Annotated in this window: 20 protein-coding genes; 11 read left to right on the top strand and 9 right to left on the bottom strand. The window is 44.0% G+C overall.

Annotated elements, in window-relative coordinates:
* Positions 1-202: 202 nt before the first annotated feature.
* From desA to GC102_RS02620, 3 genes are all read left to right on the top strand, one after another.
* Positions 203-1258, top strand: a complete 1056-nt coding sequence (gene desA / locus GC102_RS02630) for a Delta(5) desaturase DesA (RefSeq protein WP_171688114.1) — start codon at positions 203-205, stop codon at positions 1256-1258.
* Between the two features lie 78 nt (positions 1259-1336).
* Positions 1337-2473 (top strand): sensor histidine kinase, encoded by a 1137-nt coding sequence (locus tag GC102_RS02625; RefSeq protein WP_171688113.1) that lies wholly within the window; start codon positions 1337-1339, stop codon positions 2471-2473.
* A complete protein-coding gene (locus GC102_RS02620; protein ID WP_029197103.1) occupies positions 2470-3069 on the top strand; it encodes a response regulator transcription factor in 600 nt (199 codons plus the stop codon). The genes GC102_RS02625 and GC102_RS02620 overlap by 4 nt, the downstream gene beginning before the upstream one ends.
* Before the next feature lie 79 nt (positions 3070-3148).
* Here GC102_RS02620 and GC102_RS02615 read toward each other — a convergent pair whose 3' ends face one another.
* Complete coding sequence (locus GC102_RS02615; RefSeq protein ID WP_171688112.1) at positions 3149-3691, bottom strand: NADPH-dependent FMN reductase; 543 nt, start codon at positions 3689-3691, stop codon at positions 3149-3151.
* Positions 3692-3824: 133 nt separating this feature from the next.
* Positions 3825-4205, bottom strand: a complete 381-nt coding sequence (locus tag GC102_RS02610) for a hypothetical protein (protein WP_171688111.1) — start codon at positions 4203-4205, stop codon at positions 3825-3827.
* A gap of 153 nt (positions 4206-4358) precedes the next feature.
* Between GC102_RS02610 and GC102_RS02605 the strand changes: the two genes are divergently transcribed.
* Positions 4359-4700, top strand: coding sequence for a zinc ribbon domain-containing protein YjdM (locus GC102_RS02605; RefSeq protein ID WP_171688110.1), 342 nt, complete (start codon positions 4359-4361; stop codon positions 4698-4700).
* An 812-nt stretch (positions 4701-5512) separates the two neighbouring features.
* A complete protein-coding gene (locus GC102_RS02600) occupies positions 5513-6493 on the top strand; it encodes an aldo/keto reductase (RefSeq protein ID WP_171688109.1) in 981 nt (326 codons plus the stop codon).
* 77 nt (positions 6494-6570) lie between these two features.
* Here the strand turns inward: GC102_RS02600 and GC102_RS02595 are convergent, their stop codons facing one another.
* Both GC102_RS02595 and GC102_RS02590 read right to left on the bottom strand, forming a co-directional pair.
* Complete coding sequence (locus tag GC102_RS02595; RefSeq protein ID WP_171688108.1) at positions 6571-8088, bottom strand: response regulator transcription factor; 1518 nt, start codon at positions 8086-8088, stop codon at positions 6571-6573.
* Complete coding sequence (locus tag GC102_RS02590; protein ID WP_312883173.1) at positions 8085-9821, bottom strand: sensor histidine kinase; 1737 nt, start codon at positions 9819-9821, stop codon at positions 8085-8087. The genes GC102_RS02595 and GC102_RS02590 overlap by 4 nt, the downstream gene beginning before the upstream one ends.
* A gap of 174 nt (positions 9822-9995) precedes the next feature.
* Here GC102_RS02590 and GC102_RS02585 point away from each other — a divergent pair, with 174 nt between their 5' ends.
* From GC102_RS02585 to GC102_RS02575, 3 genes are all read left to right on the top strand, one after another.
* On the top strand, positions 9996-10901 hold the full coding sequence (locus GC102_RS02585) for an ABC transporter permease (protein WP_171644069.1): 906 nt from the start codon (positions 9996-9998) through the stop codon (positions 10899-10901).
* 12 nt (positions 10902-10913) lie between these two features.
* Positions 10914-11849 (top strand): carbohydrate ABC transporter permease, encoded by a 936-nt coding sequence (locus GC102_RS02580; RefSeq protein ID WP_171688106.1) that lies wholly within the window; start codon positions 10914-10916, stop codon positions 11847-11849.
* Between the two features lie 97 nt (positions 11850-11946).
* Positions 11947-13653 (top strand): ABC transporter substrate-binding protein, encoded by a 1707-nt coding sequence (locus tag GC102_RS02575; RefSeq protein ID WP_171688105.1) that lies wholly within the window; start codon positions 11947-11949, stop codon positions 13651-13653.
* Positions 13654-13737: 84 nt separating this feature from the next.
* Here GC102_RS02575 and GC102_RS02570 read toward each other — a convergent pair whose 3' ends face one another.
* A complete protein-coding gene (locus tag GC102_RS02570) occupies positions 13738-14595 on the bottom strand; it encodes a helix-turn-helix transcriptional regulator (RefSeq protein ID WP_171688104.1) in 858 nt (285 codons plus the stop codon).
* Between the two features lie 128 nt (positions 14596-14723).
* Between GC102_RS02570 and GC102_RS02565 the strand changes: the two genes are divergently transcribed.
* Positions 14724-15590: a phytanoyl-CoA dioxygenase family protein gene (locus GC102_RS02565; RefSeq protein WP_171688103.1), complete on the top strand. Its 867-nt coding sequence runs from the start codon at positions 14724-14726 to the stop codon at positions 15588-15590.
* A 67-nt stretch (positions 15591-15657) separates the two neighbouring features.
* On the opposite strand, the gene GC102_RS02560 is transcribed toward GC102_RS02565, so the two are convergent.
* On the bottom strand, positions 15658-16047 hold the full coding sequence (locus GC102_RS02560) for a PaaI family thioesterase (protein ID WP_246320729.1): 390 nt from the start codon (positions 16045-16047) through the stop codon (positions 15658-15660).
* Positions 16048-16303: 256 nt separating this feature from the next.
* The gene (locus GC102_RS02555) at positions 16304-17344 is read right to left on the bottom strand and encodes an LLM class flavin-dependent oxidoreductase (protein ID WP_171688558.1); all 1041 of its coding nucleotides are present in this window, start codon (positions 17342-17344) and stop codon (positions 16304-16306) included.
* Between the two features lie 193 nt (positions 17345-17537).
* On the opposite strand from GC102_RS02555, the gene GC102_RS02550 reads away from it, so the two are divergent.
* Complete coding sequence (locus GC102_RS02550; protein ID WP_171688102.1) at positions 17538-17912, top strand: winged helix-turn-helix transcriptional regulator; 375 nt, start codon at positions 17538-17540, stop codon at positions 17910-17912.
* Positions 17913-17969: 57 nt separating this feature from the next.
* Here the strand turns inward: GC102_RS02550 and GC102_RS02545 are convergent, their stop codons facing one another.
* Together GC102_RS02545 and GC102_RS02540 are read right to left on the bottom strand one after the other, a co-directional pair.
* Positions 17970-19040, bottom strand: coding sequence for an SDR family oxidoreductase (locus tag GC102_RS02545; RefSeq protein WP_171688101.1), 1071 nt, complete (start codon positions 19038-19040; stop codon positions 17970-17972).
* A 275-nt stretch (positions 19041-19315) separates the two neighbouring features.
* A complete protein-coding gene (locus GC102_RS02540) occupies positions 19316-19873 on the bottom strand; it encodes an NADPH-dependent FMN reductase (protein WP_171688100.1) in 558 nt (185 codons plus the stop codon).
* 643 nt (positions 19874-20516) lie between these two features.
* On the opposite strand from GC102_RS02540, the gene GC102_RS02535 reads away from it, so the two are divergent.
* Positions 20517-24215, top strand: a complete 3699-nt coding sequence (locus GC102_RS02535; protein ID WP_171688099.1) for an FIMAH domain-containing protein — start codon at positions 20517-20519, stop codon at positions 24213-24215.
* The last annotated feature ends 26 nt before the right edge of the window (positions 24216-24241 follow it).

The following is a 24241-nucleotide window of genomic DNA, read 5'->3' as shown; positions in this document are numbered from 1 at the left end:
GGATGTTGTAATCAGGTGCTGCTATTTCGTATTTTACGAAGTAGCGGCACTCTTTTTTTATAGGACATGACATTTGTCATACTCGCTACTTGACGTTTATGACTACAACGAAATGAAAGCGATATCTATAATGAAGATAGGATATTGCGACTTACGTTCGACAACATGACTCGCTTACCATACCCGAGGAGGAACAATAACGATGACCCAATCTACGCTATCCAATTTAAAAAAACAGGTTGCCCCCTATGAAAAATCAAATACGAAGGCGAGTGTTAAACAGCTGCTCAACACTATAGGACCTTTATTGCTGCTGTGGTATGCTGCGTATCTAAGCCTGTCGGTATCTTATTGGATAACATTGCCGATTACGTTCATTGCTTCCGGGTTTGTTATACGGACTTTTATCATTTTCCATGATTGCTGTCACCAATCGTTCTTCAAAAGCCGCCGAGCAAACGAAATCATCGGTACGATAACGGGTATTCTTACGCTCTTTCCGTATCAACAATGGAAGAACAGTCATTCTATTCATCATGCAACGAGCAGTAACCTCGAGAAACGCGGCACAGGTGATATGTGGGTTCTTACGGTCGATGAATATGCGGCTTCTCCCTTATTGCGCCGAATTGCTTATCGATTATATCGGAATCCATTTATTATGTTTGGACTTGGCCCTATCTTTTTATTCCTATTTACGAACCGTTTTAATACAAAAGGTGCAAAACGTAAAGAAAGAATCAGTACTTACTTGACTAATATTTCCATCATCGGTTTATATGCTTTAATGTGTTGGGCAATTGGATGGCAGGCATTTGTTATGATTCAAGCTCCGCTCGTTTTTGTAGCCGGCTTGCTGGGGATTTGGCTGTTCTATGTACAGCATCAGTTTGAGGATTCCTACTTTGAGAATGAAGATGAGTGGAGTTATGTGAAAGCCGCGGTAGATGGAAGCTCTTATTACAAGCTGCCTAAGCTTTTGCAATGGATAACCGGAAATATTGGGTTTCATCATGTGCATCATTTGAGTCCGAAAGTGCCAAATTATAACTTGGAGAAGGCTCATAACGCAACTCCACCGCTTCAAAAAGCAACGACGATTACAATTAGCACGAGTCTGCAGTCGTTACGTTTTCGTCTTTGGGACGAGCAGAACAAAACGTTTGTCGGTTATAAAAATAAAAAACAGGTGCTCCCTAACCAAGATAAGCAAGATTCTTTGGGGAACAAATTAAAAGTCCGTAAATCGGTCATATAAGGAAAATAATCCTGTCCAACCATGATTATGTTAAAATAGAATGAAATCAATGGCGAAGAAAAAGAGGGTAAAGGAACCATGCAAAAGTGGCATCAAATTTTTCACAAAAAAACAGGTCTTAGTCCGTATGTATGGGTTGTCTTTTACATCCTCCCTTTTTACTTCATATTTCGTTCTTCTGCTACTTACCAAATCGTATTAGGCACCAGTATGATTATTGTATTCTTTATCTGCTACGTGCTTTCTTTTGTCTCTAAAGGCTGGCTCATGTACTTCTGGTCGAGTGTACAAATTCTGATTTCAATCACCATGACTTTACTGTTTAGCTATGTATATTTCTCGCTGTTTTTAGCCTTTTTTATCGGCAACATTCAAAGTCGAGCCGGATTTATTACGTTGTACACCATTCATCTAGTAAGCACGATTGTCACGATCAACTATGGATTTGTATCCCAAAACCCTGTATATATTACGCAATTGCCGTTTGTCATTATTAACGTGATTGGCGTAATTCTCCTTCCAGTCACAACGTACAACCGAAACAGGAGTGATAAACTGCAGGGTCAGCTAGAGGATGCAAATAAGCGAATTTCCGAGCTGGTAAAGTTGGAAGAACGCCAAAGAATCGCTCGCGACTTACATGATACACTTGGTCAAAAGCTCTCATTAATTGGCTTAAAGAGTGATTTGGCGGGGAAATTAATTAGCAAAAACCCGACGCAAGCACAAATTGAAATCAATGATGTTCGGCAGACGGCTAGAAGTGCATTGAAGGAAGTTAGAGAAATGGTTACATCAATGCGGGGTACTAGACTCGAGGATGAGATGTTTCGCGTTAAACAGATTTTGAAGGCTGCTGAGATCGACCTCATTTTGGAAGGAGACCCTCAGTTAACGAACACCTCCCTGATGAACGAGAATGTGGTGAGTATGTGCTTAAAAGAAGCCATTACCAATATTATTAAACATAGCAGCGCTTCTACCTGTTCGATCGCCATTGAGCCGACACAAACTGATTTGGTTATCAAAGTGGGGGACAATGGGGTCGGCATGGTTAAAGAATCCGTTGTCTTACTTGGAAATGGACTGCGAGGTATGAAAGAGCGGCTTGAGTTTGTGAACGGATGCATGGAAATTGTTTCGAACAATGGAACGACGATCGTTATTAAAGTGCCGAATGCCTTCAAACCACCGGAAAGGGAGGCGGGGATATGATTCGAATTGTAATTGCCGAGGACCAACGAATGCTGCTTGGCGCACTTGCTTCTTTGCTGGATTTGGAAGAGGATATGCAGGTCGTTGGGACAGCGAGCAACGGCGAGGATGCTGTGAGGCTGGTTCATCTTCATAAGCCAGATATTTGTATCATGGATATTGAGATGCCAGTGAAGAGCGGATTAGACGCGGCTGAGGAACTTAAGGGGTTTGGCTGCAAGGTGATGATACTGACTACGTTTGCCCGTTCCGGATATTTTGAAAGGGCTGTGAAGGCAGGTGCCAACGGTTATTTGTTGAAAGATAGCCCAAGTGAGGAACTCGCTACTTCGATTCGCAGTATCATGGCCGGCCGTCGCATCTATGCCTCAGAGTTAGTAGATGACGCATATGGGGAAGAAAATCCTTTGACCGAGCGGGAGAAGGAAGTGCTGATCCTTATCGCCGACGGTAAAAATACGAAGGAAATCGCCGATCAAATGTATATAACAACGGGAACCGTCCGCAACTACATTTCTGTAATCCTTGATAAACTCAATGTAAGCAATCGTATTGAGGCTATTATGCGTTTTAAAGAAAAGGGATGGTTCAAGTGACCAAAGAGAGCTTCGAGAAATCGGAGCTCTTTTGATTTTTTTGAGAGCAAAATATCAGTACTAAGAGGGCGAATATTAATTATAAACAAGCCTCTAAAAGATTTTCAAGCAGGGATCTTAAACCTTTCTCGGTTATAGCATCAGTAATGACGCCTTCTTTATTAAGTTTTAAGTTAATGTAAGGAATCTTCATGGTGCCACCCTCAACTATTTTGGCATTGATCATGTTCAGCGTTAGCAGAATTGAATCATGCGCCTTGTCGCCGCCCATAGGAGTGGGGGACGCGGTGACTACCGCTGTCGGTTTATTCATAAATTGACCTGAAGATACTAACCAGTCTAATGCATTTTTCAAAGCCCCAGGTACTCCATTCCCATACTCTGGTGTGCATATAAGAACAGCATCCGCTTCATTAAGTCGTGTGCGCAGATCTAGTACTGATTCTGGTCCATCATCGACATCAAGATCAGGGTTAAAATGCGGTAGATCACCCAATCCGTTATATACAGTAAAGACCATATTTTCGCGGGATAGAGCTATAATAGCGTGCATAAGGGCTGTATTAGAAGACTTCTGGCGAAGACTTCCCGAAATGGCTAACACTTTTATTGTTTTCTCCATCCGAAATCATCTCATTTCTTTGGTTATTTCCTTAATCTTACATGGTTCGATAGTCAAAAGTAAAATAACATGAAAAAGAGCAGCTGCTGTAGCAGCTTGCTCGTTATGAAATAATTTCAGCTATAAAGTGAAGCTATTTTATTCTTATTAAGCTTCGTTGAAGCACCGTATCCCCTTCTTGCGGCGTAAAGGGTGTATTCGTAACACCAGTTACATTCGTTACTAATTTGCGATCGTTATCCTGTGTAATCCGAACCTCATACTTAAACTTTACCTTTGACACGTTTGCAAACAAGAAAACCGATTTATTAGGTGCAACCGTTACCGTACACTTTTTTGTGTTGCAAGGACTTACCTTCAAGGGAATCGGTGAACCCGTGGACCAGTCAAACACTTGTACCGTAACCTTGCGGGAGCACTTTTTATTGAAGTTAACGACATCGACAAGGGCAAACTTCGTTTTATTTGGCCTCCGCAAAATACCAGTTGAGAATGTAACTCGCTTTGCAATCATCCTATCACTTCTCCTTCCTTAATTAATACAGTAAATGCAAAAGCGGGAAGTGTGTTTGTACATTTGTACGTTACGCAGGAAGGAGGAAGGGTTGTTAATATGAGAAGACTATGGCAGTATATAAACATATAACGAATGGGGGAAATGAGATTAATGCTAGAATTACCAAATTGTCCAAAATGTCAATCGGCGTACACGTATGAAGATGGGAATCTATTGATTTGCCCAGAATGCGCGCATGAGTGGACTTTAGAATTGGAAACGGAAGATCGTGCAGAGAACAAAATTGTTAAAGATGCCAATGGAAATGTCTTAAATGACGGTGATACGGTTACAGTAATCAAGGACCTTAAAGTAAAAGGAAGTTCATCCGTCATAAAAATAGGTACAAAAGTTAAAAATATACGTTTGGTTGATGGAGATCATGATATTGATTGCAAAATTGATGATTTCGGAGCAATGAAATTAAAGTCCGAATTTGTTAAAAAGGTTTAAGCTTGAAAGTCGCGCTAGTCGCGGCTTTTTTTATTTTTGTATAGGAAATTATGCAAGATGCCGTTCTATGGCTAAGTGTTATAAAATGAAAACGGAATGGAAGGGATACATGTTGAGAGGCAGTCCCACGGGGACGTGAATACAGAATTTCGGATATTCTCTTATACCTGTTTCCAAAACTCAACTCTTACCAGCATCACCAGATTTTAGCGGAACGTAGAAGCTTTATTTTTCTCAAAACCGCGTAATTCACGTTTTCGCGGAACGAGGAGCCTCTATTTCCCGCTTTCGAGGTGGAAAAACCGGTAAAACGCCAAAATAGAGCCCCTACGTTCCGCGTGCGGGTCCCGCATCGACATAATTACCGAAATAACGGCTCCTCGTTCCCCGCGATCCTCAGATTTGCAGCCTAAATGTTCGAAATCACTCCACAGAGTTTAGCATTCAAGCCGACCTATAATCCAGTGGATTTGACCACTTTTTTGTTGTATAGGAAATTATGCAAGATGCCGATCTATGGCTAAGTGTTATAAAATGAACTGGGGGATAGGAAGATGAATGCAGATACCTATCCTGATCTGTCCGTAAAGCAGAAAATTTCTCGGACTCAGTGGGCGAGCGTCGGCACGCAGAGCTCTCGATGTAAACGCGTTTTTCGCGCTTATTTGTTATTTTCGAGGCTATTTTTTTCTCAAAATAGCACTTACTTTCAGGTAAGTAGATTACCCTAAACCAACTATGTTAAGGAAAAGTGCGTACTTTTGAAGCCTCCCAGATTCAGGTATGATAAGGATGAAATGGAGGAGATAAAGATGAAATATAGTTACTTAGGTCGTTCGGGCTTAAAAGTCAGTAAATTGTGCCTTGGAACCATGAACTTCGGTGTAGATACAGAGGAAAAAGAAGCTTTTCGAATCATGGATGCAGCATTGGATGCTGGAATCAATTTTTTTGATACGGCAAATATTTATGGTTGGGGAGAGAATGCTGGGCGTACCGAGGAAATTATAGGTCGCTGGTTCGCACTAGGCGGCGGACGTAGAGAGAAAACGATCCTAGCTACGAAGTTCTATGGAGACATGCATGATGTGAACGACGGACCTAACCGGGATGGCGGGCTTTCCGCTTACAAGCTTCGCCGACATTTGGACGCATCATTACGTCGCCTACAAACGGATCATATTGAGCTTTATCAAATGCACCATGTGGATCGCAACGTTTCTTGGGATGAGCTGTGGGAAGCTTTTCAAGTTCCCGTGTACCAAGGGAAGATCGGCTATGTAGGCTCTAGTAACTTTGCAGGTCGTGATTTGGTGAAAGCGCAATATGAAGCCAAATCTCGTCATCTTATTGGTCTTGTATCCGAGCAGCACAAATACAGCTTGCTATGCAGGCTGCCTGAACTTGAAGTTCTGCCAGCGGCTCAGGAACTTGGCATTGGTGTAATCGCATGGAGCCCATTAGATGGCGGACTGTTAGGCGGCAATGCCTTGAAGCCGATTGAGGGTTCAAAACGAGCGAGTAACCCTGAGAGGGTAGAGAAGTTTCGTACACAGTTGGAGGCTTTCTCGACATTAAGCAAGGAACTTGGTGAGAGTGAAGCGAATGTGGCATTGGCATGGACGCTGGTTCACCCAGCTATGACAGCACCGATTATTGGGCCGCGTACGTTAGAACAATTTCAAAATACACTGCGTGTTGTTGATATTGTATTGGATGAATCAACGTTGAAGAGACTAGATGAAATCTTCCCGGGTCCAGGCGGAGCAGCTCCTCAAGCATATGCTTGGTAAAAATGATAAGCAAAAAGCCGCGTTATTATTCGCGGCTTTTTGCTTATTTCGAAAGGGAAGAAGTATAAGGAAATCCATCACGAAGAATTTCCAAGCCGGTATTGCCCGGGCGTGATGTTTTCGAATTTTTTAAACACTTTGAAAAAATGCCGCGGATTTTCATAACCTACAAGCTCCGCAATAGTGTTGATTGGCCATTCCGGATTCTCTTGCATGATTTGCTTGGCTTTGGTAAGCCGGAACGTATGCAAGTAGTGAAGAAAGGTTAGCCCCATCTCTTTTCGAAATAACATGCTGATGTAATTGGGATGCATTTGCACATGATCCGCAACAGCATCGAGTGATAAATCCAGCTTGTAATTTTGTTCCACGAAAGCGACGATTTTATCGATTGCTTGTGTGTGCGGCTGGTGGTGATCGGTGCTGCGTGCATATCGAACTAGCTGTGCGATGATCTCCGATACACTGATATTCTCAAGCGGGGTACTGCTGGGCGAAAAGAGTTTGGTTGCCGCGTGTTCACCCCAAATGGATTCAGGCGTTAGGCCAACACTTTGTAAGTAGACACCAACACAGATAAGAAACTGCTCACGCAGCTTGTTATTGCAATCCGCATTACCTGAGAAATGAGGCAGTATGGACTGGATGTCCTTCTCAATCTGCTCGATAGAAATCTGTTGGGCTAGCGAATGTTCAATATATTGAACAAGATTATTATAATCACTATGAATGTTCTCTGACTCTGGTCTATATATCGTCATACTGCTATTGGAAAAGTATCGATTGAATAACATCGCAGCCATCGCTTCAATATACAGATCACGCAAGTTATCATTATCGTTCTTCCTCACACTAACCCCAATACAATATCCGCTGCCCAGTATCCTCTTCGTATCGAACAAATCGCCGCATGCACGCTGAAACTCTTCGTCCGTCGGAACATGCACACCGTTCGCAATGAGGACCGTTTGCCGTAAGAAACGGGAGTGGACAGTGTACATTTTCTTGCAAACGTGCGACAGAAGGGCACAAACACCTTCCAGACGTTCGGCCGTCAAAAGGGGAACACTCTCGTATGCCTGGAATACGATGATCGTCGTATATGGATAGGGAAGCAGGGTGTGCAGCTGTTCAGGTTTGAGCGGCATGTCCTCAATTGGCGAATTATAAAGGATATGCTCTTTGAGAAGCAGTAGGTCATGCTCAATGGTTAGCTGCTGTTCATCCCGAATCGTTTGCTCAACTTTCGTGAGTACAGTGACAAGTTCTTCCTTATTAATGGGCTTCAACAAATAATCAATGACTTGATAGCGCAGAGCTTGTCTCGCATAGGCGAAATCGCCATAACCGGTTAAAATAACGAAACGATTGCAAAGGTTCAGGGTTTGAATTTCTTTAATAAGAGCGAGTCCGTCCATTTCCGGCATATGAATATCCGTAAGGATCAAGTCGGGTTGAAAATTGGCTAGCTTTTGCAGCGCATCAACGCCGTCGGCAGCGCCGACGATTTCGATAAACGATGTATTTGCTTTCTGGATCATGCGGATAATCCCATTTAAAATGATAGGCTCATCATCGACAACCATCAGTTTCATTGTGTTGCCCCCTTAGCTAACTTGAGTATACATGTCGTCCCCTCGTTAAGCTTACTCTCCATTTGAATACCCGAATGTTCACCAAAAAACATTTTCACTCTTTCGTTTACATTGAAAATACCGAGACCGCCGCCATCCGTCTGCAAGAGATGGGCATCCATTTTACCGTTTAAGACGCCTTGAATGAGCACAAGCCTTTCTTCTTCAATGCCTGCACCAGAATCCTTAACAGCAATGAACATAAACGCGGAATCTTCCCAAATGCGGATCGAAAGCGAGCCTTGTTTTCTTACATTTGCGATCCCATGGACAATGCTGTTTTCAATAATTGGCTGCAGCATATAGTGGGGACAAATAAAGTTATCAATCACAGCGTCTATATCGAAAGATACTTGCAGCCGGTCACCCATCCGAATTTGCTGGATTTTGATATAGTCTTTTACATTTTCTACTTCTTCTCCCAGTAGAGTTTCGCTTTTCGTTCCCGACAGGCTGTAGCGAAATAGTTTGCCAAGTGTATAAGACATCTCAGCAGCTTCCGGGTCATCGTTCGCTTCCGCGATCATGCGAATCGATTCGAGGGTATTGTACAGGAAATGAGGCTTGATTTGCGCCTGCATCATGAGATAGGCCGATTCCTTCCGCAGCATTTCCGAGCGGTGTACGGTATTTACCAACTCATCCATGCGCCTGATCATCGCATTATAGGCGGAGGTCAGATGTCCGACCTCATCCTTATTAATTTCCCCGTGATAGAGTGGGAAGTGGTTTTCGTCAACTCGACGCATATGTTTGGAAAGCTTTAAAATGCGTTTCGTAATTGAACTGGCTATTAGATAATATATGCCTGAAAGTAGTAATAAAAGGATGGACACCGTTAATACGAGTACGTACTTGTTTTTTTTGATGCCAATAAAGACGTCGTCAACTTGCTCAATCATGACAAACTGCAGCTTAAGGCCTTCGGCATAAAACGATTCAATTAGCATTTTATTTCCGTTAACCTGTTGATACGAGTATTTTGCGTTCGATTGGAAGACATCGGCAAATAAGGATTGTTCTGAATCCTGTGATAAGTGGATTTTTTCCACAAGAGAAATGACTTGGTGATCCTGATCAAGCACATATAAATTGCTTCTGTTGTTCAAATTTAGTGATTCTAACAAAGGTTTAATTAATTTCGAAGTAACTTTGATATCAAGGAGACCGATATCTTGTTCAAAATTCCGGTTTCCGATTTTATGGACAAAATGTAGGTTGATGTCTGGATTCGACCCGTTTTTTATCGTAATCCATTTTCCAACGCCAAGCGGGAGTTTCTTGATGCTATCATCTAGTTTAGACTCGTCCATCTTAGCCATTTCGGGCCGAAAAACCATACCATTCTGCTGCTCCATATAGATGGTCATTCCGTCGATCAGTCGATTGGATGACAAAATATAAGAGAATAGGGGTCTGATATAGGTTAAAAAATTAGAGACCTGATCGAAATCGGTCCGGTAGTTCCCACTTAAATAAGCAATGGTATTCGAATTATTTTGAAACAATTGATAAGCGGATTCAATCTGCACTGTGCTTACATTTAAGTTGTTAAGCACCTGATTAACAATTTTCTGCCTACCTTGCGCGTACTCTTCGAGAAAACTGTTGTAGTTCTGGTTATACAGATACAGGCCGAACGAAATAATCGGAATGAAGATGATGACAATATAGCCAATCGCCATTTTTTTCACAATCGACAAGTTTTGAAAGGTAATCGTTGGCTTCGTTATGACTCATCACACCACCTTATAAACGGACACTACTGCTTAAGAATGACCCCTATAAATTTAATTCTAGCTCCTATATCATAGATCCTGTAAGCGCTTAATATTAACTTTTACGTAAATGCAGTGAGGGGGAGTATCATGAGTATAGCACTTAGAATGGTAAAGAAAAACTGGCAACTCTATCTGATTATCTTGCCGTCACTCGTATATTTGATTATTTTTAAATACGTACCTATGGCTGGCGTGCAAATTGCTTTTAAAAACTATATGGTTACCAAAGGGATATGGGGAAGCGATTGGATTGGTTTTAAGCACTTTGTAGACTTTTTCCATTTGCCTATTTTTTGGAGGGTTATCAAGAACACGTCGCTGCTTAGCCTATACTCGCTCCTTATCGGGTTTCCGGCGCCGATTATACTCGCACTTGCTTTGAACGAACTGAAAAACGGGGTTTTTAAACGAGCTGTACAACTGGTCACATTCGCGCCGTACTTCATTTCAACAGTCATCATGGTTTCGATTATTATGCTGTTCCTTTCCCCGCAGCTTGGCTTCATCCATCTCTTGGCGGATAAGTTCGGGTTTCCAGCGGAAAATATTATGTCTAAGCCGGAGTATTTCAAAACCGTGTATGTACTTTCCGATGTTTGGCAGTTTACAGGATATGCCTCGGTCATTTACATTGCCGCTCTAGCAGGGGTGGATCCGCATTTGTATGAAGCGGCCAAGGTGGATGGTGCGTCCCGTTTTCAACGAATGATTCATATCGATTTACCAAGCTTAATGCCGACAGCTGTCATCTTGCTCATTCTGAATGCAGGGCAGATCATGAACGTTGGATTCGAGAAGGTGTACCTGATGCAAAATGCGATTAATGTTGGGGCGTCTGAGGTTATTTCCACCTATGTTTACAAAATGGGCTTGGTAGGAGCGAATTTTAGTTTCTCCGCAGCAGTCGGACTGTTTAATTCAATCGTTAATTTGCTGCTGCTCATTGTGGTCAACTATGTGGCGAGAAAAAATTCTGAGACGAGTTTGTGGTAGGAGGTAGAAAATATGGTAAATCCCGATCAGACTTTGACGCTAGAAGTGCGAAAGGCACCTACCCGAATTCTTGAAAACAGTGTGGACAGAATTTATTTGTTCTTTGTCTATTTGTTTTTGATCATATGCTTGATTATCGTAGCTTATCCGCTCATCTATATTGTTAGTTCATCATTCAGCTCGTCATCAGCCGTCATCTCAGGTAAGGTTTGGTTGTTCCCAGTTGAACCGACACTTCGTGGCTATCAAGCCGTGTTTCAAAATCCGCAAATCTTGACGGGGTACGGCAACTCTTTGTTCTATCTCTTCTTCGGGACACTGCTTAGCGTTTCATTGACGATAACGGCTGCTTACCCGCTATCTCGCAAAAACTTTTATGGACGCAACGTCATTACGGCACTATTCGTTTTTACGATGCTGTTCAGTGGAGGATTAATTCCTTATTATTTGACAGTGAAGGGGATGGGCTTGCTCAATACGAGATGGGCGATGATTATTCCAGGCGCGATTTCGGTTTGGCAAGTCATTCTGGCAAGGACGTTTTTTCAGACATCGATTCCATCGGAACTAACGGAGGCCGCACATTTGGATGGATGCAGCGACTTCAAGTTTTTATTTCGAATTGTGATTCCACTTTCCAAACCCATCATTGCCGTTCTAGTGCTCATGTACGCTATCGGCTATTGGAATTCCTACTTTGAAGCATTAATTTTCTTGAAATCGGCTAATCTGTATCCGCTGCAGCTCATTCTAAGGAACATTCTAATTCTGAACTCGATCGATCCTACGATGATTAAAGATGTCAGGGAACTTGCGGAAAGACAAGGCTTGAAGGAGCTGCTTAAATATTCGCTGATCGTCGTCGCAAGCGCACCCGTACTTATTTTGTATCCTTTTGTACAAAGACATTTTGTGAAGGGGTTATTGATTGGTTCTCTGAAAGGTTGAATCTAGTTAGATATTGAAAGGAGGAATGCGAGGCACGAACAGATCAGGTTTGCCCCCAAGGATTGATTATGTATAAAAAACAAGGAGGGTTTTGAATATGGTAAGTAAAGGAACCAGAAAAACTTGGTTATCGGCGGTCCTGATTTTATTCATCACTTTGCTTGTAATCGGCTGTACGTCGAATAGCGATGAGCCGAAGGATAGCGCTAGCCCTAATGGGGGTGGAAGCGCAAACGGGGGAGCGAACGTTAATGCAACAGGCTTTCCTATCGCCAAAAATAAAATTACGATGAGTGCTTTCGCGCCGCAATCGGCTAATATTGCAGATTTGAATACGAATTGGTTTACCAAGTATTTGGAAGAAAAGTCGAATATTCATTTGAACTGGCAGCTTGTGCCGGGAGAAACAGCGGCATTGAATGAGAAGAAGCAGCTGCTGCTAGCCAGCGGCGACTATCCCGATATTTTCATGCAAGGGAATCTAACGAAAGAGGAGCAGCTGCTGTACGGTCAACAAGGCGTCTTGATCCCGTTAAACAAGTTAATCGATCAGTACGCACCGAACATTAAGAAAGCGTTTAAAGACATTTCGTATTTGGAGAAGGCGATCACTGCGCCAGATGGCAATATTTATGCGATCCCTTCCGTAAATGAGTGCTATCACTGCCAGTTTTCGGCCAAAATGTGGGTGAACACGAAATGGTTGCAAAAGCTCGGACTTAGCGCGCCGAAGACGACTGACGATTTCTATAACATGCTCAAAGCGTTTAAGGAGAAGGATCCAAATGGCAATGGCAAGGCAGACGAAATCGCGTTAACGGGTTCACCGACAGGTTGGCATACGGATGTTGAGACATTCGTGATGAACTCGTTCGTCTATTACAATGCGGATAACAACTATTTCATGATGAGCGGCGGTAAGCTGGCAACATCGGTCGATCAACCAGGCTTCAAAAAAGGTTTGCAATTTTTGAACAAACTGTATGCGGAAGGCTTGATTGATAAGGAAGCCTTTACGCAAAAATCGGATGCGCTTACCCAAAAAGGGAATAGTCCGGATACGGCGATTGCCGGTGCTATTCCGGCAGGCTGGTTCGGCGAATTCACGGATGCATCGCCAACAGCAACACGTCATAAAGACTATGATCCGATCGCGCCGCTTACAGGACCGGACGGAGCCTCATTCACAGCACATTACATTGGCATCGGGAACTCGGTGTTTGCAATAACGAATAAAAATAAAAATCCGGAAGCGGCAATTCGTCTAGCCGATTATCTGTACTCCGAAGAGGGGACGACAACGTCCAACTCTGGGGAAGAAGGCCGTAACTGGGTGAAGGCGGAAGCAAACGATAAAAACACGCGCGGAACTGCAGCCAAGTTCAAGGTTAAGGAAACGTCTTATGGAGTAGGCCAAGTGCAGAACGATCATTGGAATCAAATGGGACCGAACCTTCGTTCGGCCGAATATCGTGAAACTTCGTATGCAGCTAGCCAGGAAATCTATACGATGGATGGCTTGGAAACCAGGCTGTACAAGGCCACCAAGGAATTGTACGAAGGACATCAACCGAAGGAAGAGTTCCCGACGGATATTTTCTTGACGAACGATCAAGCCAATCAAGTTAAACAGTTGAAGCCGATTATTACGGATTACGTCAAACAGTCTATGCTGCAGTTCATCATGGGGGCTAAAAGCATCGACAAAGATTGGGACGCTTACGTGAAAGGCCTTAAAGATTCCGGCATGGATCAATTTATCAAAATTTATCAGGATGCCTACGACAAAGTATATAAAAAATAAGTAATTGCGTCTGATCGTACGAGTTAGTAAAGAACCTTCAAACCTATAGTAGGGATGAAGGTTCTTTATCCGTTGATCCTTGATTTAATGAGCTCTTTTCCGGAACTCTGAAGGGGATACACCGTGATATTGGGTAAATTGCTTCGTGAAATGGTGAATAGAAGAATAGCCCAGATCCTCTGCGATCCTTGTTACAGAGCGATTACTCTCCCATAGTTCAGCCTCTGCTTGCCGCATAATGGCTTTGGTCCAATAAGCTTTGGGTGATAGGCCCGTAGCCTGTTTGAAAAGCTTGTGAAAATGAGATTTTTGTAGGCCGCATTCTGCCAGCCAGGTTTCATAATTATGACTTGCATTTGCTTCCTTATCCATTCGCTCAATAATTGGCGTAATGCGGTAGTCTATCGGGTGATTCGTTTCAGCTGTCTGAACGAGTTCCATAAGGAATGCCTTGATTAGACTACTATTTATTAAATCCGAATAACTTTCTGGGGTTCCTTGCTTGCCCACCGCATGTTGAAATATACTTATCAACGCATTTTGATGCTGTAACGGGATTACGACAGGGAGCTCATCCAATTCCGAGCAAGGCACCACTAAAGTTAATAGGTCCTGATAGAAATCAGCTTCATTCCAAATGAGATGATGGTTGGTGACAAGCGGATGACTCATCCAAAGGTCGCAGTACAAGTTGTAAGATGCTAAGGGCTGATTTGGATTGGAGTAAAAAGCATGCTTAACCATTGGAGGGAAATAAATAAGATCCCCTTTCTTGACGGGGTACAGATGCTCATTTGCGGAAACGGATCCTTTACCTTCAGAGACTAAGTGAAAAGCATAACAGTAACCAATCCGGTTAGCTTCATTCGCATTTCTTTCTTTTGGAAACTGGTATTGGTGAGCGACACGAACAAAGGGACGAATAGACGATATCTTCTCCATGAGTTATCACCTCATCTCCTAAATTTAACGGATAAATTGATCAATGATAGTACGATATAACAAATACGAAATTCTATGATCATGTTATTATTATCTCGTATTCAAGCAAATAATGGAAGGTGATAGAGATGAAGGAAGAAAATAATAGCGGATATTTAACTAAACAACAAATTGAATTTTATAATGAGGAAGGTTACATCGTACTTGATCGTTTATTATCAAATGAGGAATTAGCGCCAGCGCAAGATGCAATGACGTACAAGGTTTCAATGATTGCCGATGAATTGTTTCGTGACGGATTAATTGAGAATAAATTGGTTGACCGCCCGTTTAAATATCGGTTAGCGGAACTATTTGAACATTTAACCGCTGAAGAATTTTTGAAATACGGACGAAGTTGGCGTGACCGGATACCTGGTTATTTTCATTTAATGAGCAACGATAAAATTCTTAATGCTGTCGAATCTTTGATCGGTGGTGAGCTCTTCTCGAATCCAGTTTATAATGTTAGGCCAAAAATTCCGAGGGTTGCCGCAGGAGCAGTGCCTTGGCATCAAGATAAATCATACTGGCCAGACGCCAATTCCAATCCTGTCATCACAGTTTGGATCCCTTTAGTCGACGCTAACGAAGTGAATGGCTGTTTGCATATTAAACCGAAGACACACCGAAAACCACTTTTGAAATGGCACCAAGAATCTGAAACTGGAAGCGGTTACACTGCATTAAAGGAAAGTCAATTAGGAGACACAAAGACGGTTGTATTGCCTGTTTCCGCTGGCAGTGCAATATTATTCAATGATCGATGTCTCCATATGTCAACGCCGAATCAATCTAATGAGGTTAGGTGGAGCGTGGATTTGCGTTACCAACCGACAGACCAAGATCCCATGTTAGCACACGGTACAGGCTTCTTGGCTAGAAGCTACAAATATCCAGAGAGAGTTGCAACTCTTGAAGACTGGTTAGAAGGACGTCCTGAGCATGGTATGTAGTGTGCGTAGATGTTGAAATAAAAATGAACTCCTGAGAAGGAGTTCATTTCATTTTTATTAAGAAAAATTATTTTTTGTCAATGATAACGACCGTACATCGAGAAATACATATGAGTTGATTATTCTCATCGGAAATTTTAATTTCCCAAACCATTGTTTTTCTACCTTTGTGCAAAGGAGTTGCAACAGCAGTTACGATACCATCTTTCTTACTTTTGAGGTGATTGGCGTTAATTTCAAGTCCTACAGCTGCATGTTTTTCTTTATTGATATTAATTTCAGAAGCGATAGAAGCTGCGGTCTCAGCCAATAGGACAGAAGCCCCTCCATGTAAAATCCCTGCTGGTTGGTGGGTTGCCGGTCCGACTGGCATCGTCATTACAACGCGATCAGGAGTTAGCTCTACAATTTCAATGCCTAGCGTGCGGATAGCGGTGTTCTGACTTCTTTCTTTCATAAACGCAATAAAGGAATCTTTATCCATACCGTAGGACTGATAAATTTCATCGGATACGATCATAACCATAACCTCCATAGGTCTAGAAAATTTTACGAATCCTTCCGTCAGCAACAAACAACTTCGGACAAATCGACTATGATCACACAAAGTAGGAACTGTATTTATTTTATGTCCAATGATACAAACATAGGCTCATATTCTCTGTCGGAATAGGTGAATGAGGGGTTCTCCACAGCTCATCTGATTACTTTATCTAACTTCGGGCAAGCTCCTCTCGTACAATTGGCGCAACCCTAGTGCCAAGCAGTTCGATGGACCGCATGACCTCACGGTGCGGCATTGTGCCGACATTTATATGCAGGAAGAAACGCGTTATCCCCAAATTTTTGCGCAGTAGAATGATCTTTTCTGCGACGTATTCAGGATCGCCGACATAAAGAGCACCCCGAATACTGCGTGCGGCATCAAAAGTTCCGCGGTTGTAATTCTGCCCCCAACCCCGCTCACGCCCAATAACGTTCATCTGGGCCTGCGTTGAGGGGAAGAATAAATCAGCAGCCTGTTCGGTAGTTTCTCCGACAAATCCGTGCGAGTGAGTCGCAATTGATAGCTTGTCTGGATCATGCCCAGCTTTCATGGCAGCTTCTTTGTAGAGTGCGACTAAGGGAGCAAAGCTCTCGGGCATTCCGCCGATAATGGCGAATACGATCGGTAGACCCAACATTCCTGCCCGAATAGCGGATTGTGCACTCCCACCGCTTGCGATCCACACAGGCAATGGGCTCTGAACAGACCGAGGATAGACACCGAGGTTATCGATAGCGGGACGATGAACGCCGCGCCAGGTTACCTTTTCGGAAGCTCGGATAGCAAGCAGCAGTTCCAGTTTTTCGTCGAACAATTCGTCATAATGGTCCAGACTATATCCGAAAAGCGGAAAGGATTCAATGAACGAACCCCGGCCTGCCATAATTTCGGCTCGGCCATTAGAGATGCCGTCAAGGGTAGAGAAAGCTTGATAAACGCGAACCGGGTCGTCTGAGGACAGCACGGTTACGGCGCTCGTGAGCCTTATCCGCTTAGTCATGGCAGCCGCTGCTGCAAGCACGACAGCAGGCGAGGTGCCTGCATAATCGGCACGATGGTGCTCTCCAATGCCATAGACATCCAGCCCGACCTGATCAGCTAGTACGATTTCTTCAACCGCATTGCGTAGCCGCTGGGCATGGCTGATGACCTCTCCTGTCACTGGGTCTGGTGTAGTCTCCAAGAAAGTACTTATTCCTATTTCTATGTTGGGTGACATATCGGCCATGTTTTTTCGCCTCCTTCATTATCTATATTAACTCATTTATTGTTGGTTTCTCAAATTTAGTAAGAGAAGTGAGGGAGCAACGAAGACATTAGAACGAATGTTAAAATACTTAGGGCTTGCACCCGCGTGCTTGAAACGGTATCGTAAAGGTCAGGGAGGCGATGCAAATCCTATGCTGGAACTGGGGAAAACGTATAATACGGCAGTGGAAGTAACGCTCGAAGTGATCGGAGGCAAGTGGAAGCCAGTCATTTTGTTCCATCTCACGTTCGGTACGAAACGCAACGGCGAGCTGATGAACTTGATGCCAACGGTTACACAAAAAGTGCTAACCCAGCAGCTGCGAGAACTGGAGGAGGATGGGGTTGTTACCCGGATTTCATATAATCAGGTACCCCCAAAAGTCGAGTATGAGCTGACCGAGTATGGCTGGAGTTTGAAGGAACTTCTGCATATCATGTGCAGGTGGGGAGATATGCATGTTGAACGTGTGTACGGTGATAAGGTCAAGATTTTAGAACGGGTACCAGACGTGAGTGAAACATGATTAGTGATACGACAAAAACCGGTCTCTGGATTTCAGAGGCCGGTTTCTTGTATTAGGTCATGGAATAACCTTGCGTTGACGCAAATCCTCGAAGATGTTCAGGAACATTGCTTCTGTATCAATGAACTCGTAAAAACCGAAACGACGCGCTTTCGTGCCGTCAGCAAAAAAGTCGTAATCCCAAGAAAACACAAAGTCACCGAACCGCCAGGAGGAAACATCACTATAGCTGTTATCCACTAACCCATGCTTCTTCACCATGGTGTTCCATAGCGACTCCTTATCGGCCATGACTACATCCAAGGACATCTGTAGCGGAGGTGCTGTCTCTAGACCGAAATAGGTAGCAATCTTAGGCCAAAGCTCGTTCCACCGGAAGAGATCTCCGTTCGTAATGTTGAACGCCTGATTCGCGCAACGTTCATCTGTCGCTGCCCAGACGGTGGCCTTGGCCAACAATCCCGCGTCGGTCATCTCCAGTAGGCTGTTGTAGGCTCCCGGCTTACCGGGAAAGCGGAGCGGCAACCCGAGTTCCTTCGACATGGAAGCATAGATTGCGATAACCATCGCTAGGTTCATTGGATTGCCCAATGCGTATCCGCAAACGACGGAAGGGCGAAGCGCCGACCAGGTCCAACTGCTCCCTTTCTGTCGATTTTCGAGGAATTGCTGTTGGTCGACATTAAACTCAGGTGGCATGTGATAGGCGTCTGTTTCTCGAGCTGGTGTCTTGAAGGGACCGAGGTGCGCGCCATATACTTTGTAGCCCTGCATGAGACTGATATGCTGGAGGGATGGAGAGATTGGCTCCATCCCATTGACGATATTGACAAGCATGGCTAAGTTTGGGGGGACCAATTCGGCCCAGGTAGGACGGTCTTGATAAGCAGCAAAGAAGATATGGGTGACTTCCGTTAGACTTCCAAGTTTCTCACGTATATCATTTTCATTAAGTAAGTCGACGGCGATATATCGGACTCGGTTGTTGGACTCCCCGCCTCGCCGTGACACACCGATGATATCCCAGTCGTGAAGCTGCTCCAGATATGCGATAAGATTTCTTCCAATAACGCCGTTAGCTCCGACAACAAGAGCGGTTTTGTGCGGTGTGGTTTCATTTGTTTTCATATAGTATCCTCTCCTACTCCTTGGTGGTTTCATGATCATTGTGCACTTTGGAGAGTTGAATGAAAAGTACGCACTTTGAAGTCATATAGTTACTTAGAAGTAATAAAAGGCAGTGGAGAGGGGGGAACTGGGAACAGCCAGTATCTTATATAATTTGGGCTGAGATCGAAGAGTATAAGCGTAACTCGAAACTAGAAATACTGATTTAACAATAAAAAAACTGGATTAGGCGAAACCCTATCCAGTTTTTCTTTCTTATTCGGTTGGTTGGAGTCTTAACGCAACGTTTTTAAAGCGCTGCTCCAAGCGACGACTTGATCGAACATCGTGTTGGTGGCTGCTTCCTGGTGTGGTGCAGGCTTCACAACGCTATAATTTTCAAAATCTGTAAAGAGCGATAGGGTGACCTGTGCACGTACGTCAGCCACATGCAGCTCACCTAAGATGAGTCTCAGGTTTTCTGCAGCACGAGCCCCGCCAGTGCCACCGCCATAACTGACGATACCTGCGGCCTTATCTTTCCATTCATTGAAAAGAAAATCAATAGCGTTTTTGAGCGCTCCAGAGATAGCATGATTATACTCAGGCGTTACGAAAACAAAGCCATCATACGAATGGATTGCTGTCGACCAAGCCACTGTATGAGGCTTCGTATATTGAGCCAACATAGGCGGCTTTGGTTCATCATATAGCGGTAAATTGAAATCTGCAATATCCACGATTTCGTATTCAGCGTCACTGCGTTTTTGTGCGATCTCGTGAACCCATCGAGCGACTGCTTCACCTCTGCGTCCTGGACGTGTGCTGCCTATTATAATTGCGATTTTTAGCATTGTTATTTCCTCCGTTATGTTGATTGTATTTTTTGATTCCAATATGAAATTCAGTTCCAATAACCTCCTTCCGTTTATACCTATGGAAAATGGTAACAGACAACATCATTACATTTCAAACGAAACAACTGTTATAACCAAAGTTTCCGTTGGTATAGGAGGGGATATTTTTCAAATGCTTCTAGCGTTTTGGGTGAAGACACGAGGGGGAGGAGAAACGAAAAGTGGGTTCTCTGGTACCTCTTAATGTGAAATTAATAGATGTGAATAAGATCAGGATGCATGAAACGTTCAACTTAAGCCGGCTATTTACAGTCGGCGAGGTTGAGCGTTTTTGTTTTTGCTTTGCTTGCAGCTTACGAGCTCAGCATATGTAAAATCGTAAAAAATTCCATGTATATCATAAATTAACTAATACAGAAATCTCAATGATTCATTATGATGGTAATTGAAAGCGTTTACTAGTCTCGCAAATATGAGGAAAGAAGGGGTTCATAATGAGAAAATGTTAAGTCGGATTTTATCTGTTGTAAGCAAAATTATTTTTTTCATAGGCGCGGAAAACGCGCTTAATCGGGCACCTACGCACAAATAGGCGTGGAAAGGTATACACTTAATATTGCGAAAATAAGGAGGCTTTCAAATGTTTAAGCAACAAGTTCAAAAGAAGATAGTAAGCTCAGTTCTTTCATTTGCACTTGCATTTTCGTTTATTAATCTGTCCGTTCTTCCAGCATCAACGGTTCATGCCAATACGCCAGATATCAACAAACTCAACTCTTCAGTAACGGATGCTGTTTATAACCCCTCAGCAACTGGTTCCGTCAATCTGTTGGCTCCGTCTCGTTTTACACCACAAGCAGGCGTGAATCTCAAGGTAAGTTCAGAAGCTGCAGATCATCCAGGAGTAGATGCTTTGCGATCGGGAGGCAGCGGTTTCTGGCGTAATTCAAGTTCAAATGTCTATATGAGTAACTATTCGCCATCCCTACTAGCTTTAACCCTCGACTTAGGCGCTCCAAAAACGATTGATAAACTTTACCTTGAAATCCCCAACACAATTGCAAATATCCAAAGCAATGCAACAAGATTTGAGGTTTATTACACAAATGACCCCAATTCTTGGGCAAGTGCCCCCACGGCCTCCGACACAGCGAGCAATTACAATTGGAAGGCAAACGGCTGGACGTTGGCTGGTGGGACGGAAACGGAAGGTTTATGGTCATATGTAACTTACAACGGACAACAATGGGGCTATGATACCAAGACATTCTTGTATCCGTTTACAGCTCGTTATGTGATGATCAACACAGTACTGGTTGGTCCTAGTGATAAACGCGCGAATGATACCAGTTCGATGATGGGGATATCCGGCTTGGCTATCTACGGCAAAGATTCGGTTTCTAACGCAACCGCACTGGTACCGGCTAAGGATACCTACAGTACATGGGATCAGGTTGCACCTAAATCTACAAATATAAATCTTGCTAGCGGACAGACTCTTACGAGCATAACCAAAGGCGATACTACGCTTCGTCCGAATATCGATTACTCGTTAACTGGCAGCATGGTGATATTCTCGCTTCCATACCTTGCCAAACTGCCGCTCGGCACGAATGAATTCAACTTTCATTTTAACAGCGGCAACCCATCCATGTTTGCATTGGACGTAACAGCCCGCGGGTTTGGTACGAATGACAAGACGATCAAGATGAACGCAATTGAAGGCGTATCTCCTTATAACATTTTAGGCGGCGCAATGGGGACGGACGAGCCGGTAGAAGGCGTGACCAAAAGGATAAGAGACGCTTACCACGAATTTTACGGTGATCAACCTCAGGCGACTGCAGCCGACGACCATATTAAGAGCATTTGGGACAGTACCTTGCAAAAAAATGTGTTCAAGGTCCTTGCCAACGGCAGAGGTTTGAATAACGAATTCCTTGATAAGGTTCGCGACGGCGAGTATGGCCACAAAGGTATTTTTGACCGGAAATTAGGCTATGTGGTTGACGGAGCGGCTGTCACGGACAGGCAGCGAATTGAAATTCGCCCCAGCGAAGATTCAAATGGCGATTTTGTAGCTTATGAAGGCGACTTGGTTTCCTATGAATGGCTCTGGAATATTCCGGACGGCAACCAGTGGAATCAGTCAAACTTCCGACATATCTTCCAGTTGAAGGCTGTGAATCGGCAAGCACCTGATACTTTACCGGGCGGGAACAACGGCGGAGAAAACGGCGCCTATATCCTCGCGATGTCGATTTCGGGAACGAACAGCAGGGATCTGGTCGTGAATCATAACCGATATGACGGCGATAAGACCATGATGAGAATACCGTTAAAAGAAATCGATGGTCACTGGATTAAGGTTGAGCTTCATGCGCTTATTTCGGATAGCGGCTGGTTCACAATTAAAATAACGGATAGGGTAACCGGTAAGGTATACACTTTTGACAGCCCGGATGTTTATCAAGTGTTTACAAACAAAGGTGCAAGCGACGGCACGAAAGACATGTGGAGAAGACCAGAAAGAGTCGGCGGATTCGAGACGGAGTATCCAGCTGCATTTGATCAATATTTGCGTCCAAAATGGGGCATTTACCGCAGCTCCGCTAACGGAACCAACTCTGCCTATGACGCTTCGCTTCAACTTGCCGATATCACCATAAGTAAGGTGGCATCAGGTTTGTCATCTGTAAACCTTGCCCTTAATAAAAAAGCTTATAACGTAGGTCGTGCAGAAGGTGCCAACCCAATTCAGATACAATCTGCTATGGCTAACGAATACGGCAATGCAAACAAACTGGTTAGCGGTGTATCGGAAGACCCGACAAAATGGAATGTTACTAACGTCACTAGTCTGAATCAAATCGGAAATTATTCATGGCTGGGTACCGACGGAGAGAGAAAAGGCAGTTTCGTCATTGACCTTGGACAGGCCATGGATTTTAGCCAATTAAGACTATTTGCAAAATCCACCAGGTTAAAAGGAGCAACCGTTTATGTATCTGATGATTTTGGAAACCATACATCGGCTGCTGAATTTGATGCAATGACGTTTAAACAAGTGGATAGACAATCTGCCCAAGGTTATACGTATGCAACAGGCAACAATATTGGAGGTACTGACTCGGAAGATGGTTCCTATCCAATTAACCTTGGTAAGACCTATCATTCCAGATATATTAAGGTAACGGTAGACAACGCATCCGGGGGCAATTCCGGGACGGATCTAACAGGACCTCCACGCCTTACACAGGTTCAAGTGTTTAATGCGCCAACTCCTCCACAGAATCTTACAATTGAAACTAACGGCTCAGCTAAAATACTGAAGTGGGACTCCAACGGCTTAAGCGAAGGTTACACAGTTTACAATGGGGCAACGGTTCTTGTTGACTTACCGGCAGGCGCAACAAGCTATACTTTACCAAGTAGCATAACCGATGTATCCAAAGTCGCTATAAGGTCAAATGGAACAGACCCGAATTCCCGCAAGTTTATGATATCTGCGCCGACGTTAGTGGTAGATCCGCAAGATGTGAATTCTCCTAAGACGGAAGCACAGATTGAACCGGCGCTGCAGAACGGCTGGCTGAACACGGATGGCTCCGTTGCACTGACGGCACATGACGATCTCTCCGCTGTATCGAAAACGGAATACAAGGTGGGGGACAACTCGGAATGGCAAACCTATGTCGGATCAATCGTTTTCAAGAACGAAGGCGTGTATCGGCTGCAGTTCCGCTCGGTCGACGCTGCAGGCAACATTGAGCAAACGAAGGAGCTAATCGTCCAGATTGACAAAACGAAGCCGGCCTTTGTGCTGACGGCAAACGGGGAACCGCTTGCGGAAGGTGCAGTTTTCTCTGACGATCGTCCGATAACGCTGCTCTTGAATGCGAGCGATACCCTATCTGGCATAGCGAGCCAGGAACTCGCCCTGGACGGAAAGCGTTTGGACAACGGTAGTTCCGTTGATTTGGCCGGGAAGCCAGGCCTCCATACTCTGAAGATCGTCATCACCGATCAGGCTGGCAATAGGACGGATGAATCTGTCCGCTTTACCATTGCAGCCACCCCCGAAGGGTTGTCCAGCTTGATTGACCGTTATGCCAAAGCCGGTGAATTGAAGGGATCGCTGGTTAACCAATTGAACAACAGCCTAGATCAGGCACGGCATCAGTTGGGCAAAGGCGACAATGAGAAAGCGGCCAAACATATGCAGGATTTCCTGGAGCATCTGAATAGCAAGTCGATGGCGGATAACGTCTCCGAAACAGTAAAGACCATCCTCACGGCTGACGCAAACGCTTTGATCGAGACATGGTCCGCGAAGTAACGAACATTAACGTATTGTAGATGCAA

The organism is Paenibacillus germinis (assembly GCF_013141785.1).
Taxonomy (GTDB): Bacteria; Bacillota; Bacilli; order Paenibacillales; family NBRC-103111; genus Paenibacillus_E; species Paenibacillus_E phytorum.
Note: the sequence above shows the minus strand (reverse complement) of the source record. Positions and strands in the feature narration are given on the sequence as shown.